The organism is Niallia sp. HCP3S3_B10, from assembly GCF_052064465.1.
Lineage (GTDB): Bacteria > Bacillota > Bacilli > Bacillales > Cytobacillaceae > Niallia > Niallia hominis.
The window spans coordinates 1-1,714 of sequence record NZ_JBQHVO010000131.1; the positions used below are offsets into that span (position 1 = coordinate 1).

Consider the following 1,714-nt stretch of genomic DNA (forward strand, 5'->3'; position numbering starts at 1 on the left):
CTTGCTGGCCTGATGATTTGAATGGAAAGGAAATCCATTCTTTCCATTCAAATCATCAGGGAATAAAGTGTATTAAGGCGGACTCAACGTTACCTTTTTCCCTCATCACGCATTGGATTAAGTGCTACTTTTTCAATAGGTGTCCAATTTCTTAGACTCCTCGCCCAGCGTTCTGGATGCTTCGCTTTTGCGGCTTCATATACGTCTTTTCTCTTTGTCAATATGGTTACGTGTTCTCCGGCATGACACTGTGCCGGTGTTACATAATTCAGCCCACTATGCAGATGAATATGATTATACCAATGGACAAATTGGTGTGCCCATTGTCTGGCTTCTTCAAGTGAGGTAAAGCCCTTATGCGGATAATCAGGGCGGTATTTAAGTGTTCGAAACATGGCTTCTGAATAAGGATTATCATTGCTTACACGTGGTCTTGAAAAGGAACTTTGGATCCCCAACTTCTCAAGTAAACTTAAAAAGGTCTCAGCTTTCATCGGACTCCCATTGTCTGAATGCAACACCAGTGGTGCCCCTTGGATTTTCTCATTAATGACTGCTTTTTTTACAAGTGATTCAGCGTGTGTCGCTTCTTCCTTTTCCCATACTTCCCACCCAACTGCTTTTCTACTAAATAGATCGAGTATTAAATAGAGGCGATAATACAAGCCTTTCACAGGTCCACCAAGCCACGTAATATCCCATGTCCACACCTGATTTGGCGATGTGGCCAGATGACTCTCGGGGATTCTTCGTGTTGGCTTTTGACTACGTCCACGGTGGTGTTGCATCTTTCCTTCACGTAAAACACGGTAAAACGTAGATTCTGACGCAATATATGTTCCTTTATCCGCAAGCTTTGGGACAATTTGTGTCGGCGGTAAGTCGGCATATTCTTCTTGTGTAACAACCTCGAGTATTTCCTTTTTCTCTTCCTCGGACAACTTATTTTTTGGAACAGGTCTTTTCGCAAAGGGACGCTGATCGACCTTAACCTTACCATCTGCCACCCAGCGCTCGTAGGTTCGTACACTAATATAAAGTTCCTCACAAGCCTTCGCTAACCGCGCACCATTTTGATTGGCTTCTTGGATGAGTTCTACAGCTAATGCGCGATTTGATGGGCTAATCATTCTTCCTCGTCGTCCCCCCAAATCGCTTGGGCCTTTTTTCTAAGTAATAATAACGCCGCAGCTTCCGCTAATGCTTTCTCCTTCTTTTGAAGATCTTTTTCTAACTGTTTTGCCCGTTTCTGTTCTTCCTTTAACGCACCAGATAACTGCTTTGATTGATCAAATACTTGTCCGTTTGCCTGGAGACAAACAGATCGCCATAATTCAATCTGTTCACGGTACAAACCCTTTTTACGACAGTATTCAGCCAATTCCGTTTCGTTCATCGCAAAGGTCTCCATCACGATTAAAAACTTATCTTGACTGGTCCATTTGTCACTTGTTTGTCCATTGCCAGGCGTTGCCACACCAGCTTCACGTGCAGCCTTACGCCACTTGTACAACGTTGGTTCTGTGATGCCTTCTTCCTTCGAGATAGTAGCCACTGATTCGTTATGTGGTGGCATCATTCGTTTAACAATTGCCTCTTTTTGTTCCTTCGAGTATCGTACTCCATTTTTTTCTTTCATATCGATCGACCTCCGTGTTATTTACTTAAAGTATAACACTAAAGTATCGTACGACATCTATCCTAACAGAGGGGG

General features: G+C 43.3%; 1 protein-coding gene. It reads right to left on the bottom strand.

Features of this window, described 5'->3' with window-relative positions:
• Positions 1-89: 89 nt before the first annotated feature.
• A protein-coding gene (locus tag ACTNDN_RS24795) for an IS3 family transposase (RefSeq protein ID WP_284561140.1) occupies positions 90-1,639 on the bottom strand; the annotation gives its coding sequence in 2 pieces (ribosomal slippage) (positions 90-1,162 and positions 1,162-1,639; 1,551 coding nt in all).
• Positions 1,640-1,714 lie beyond the last annotated feature (75 nt).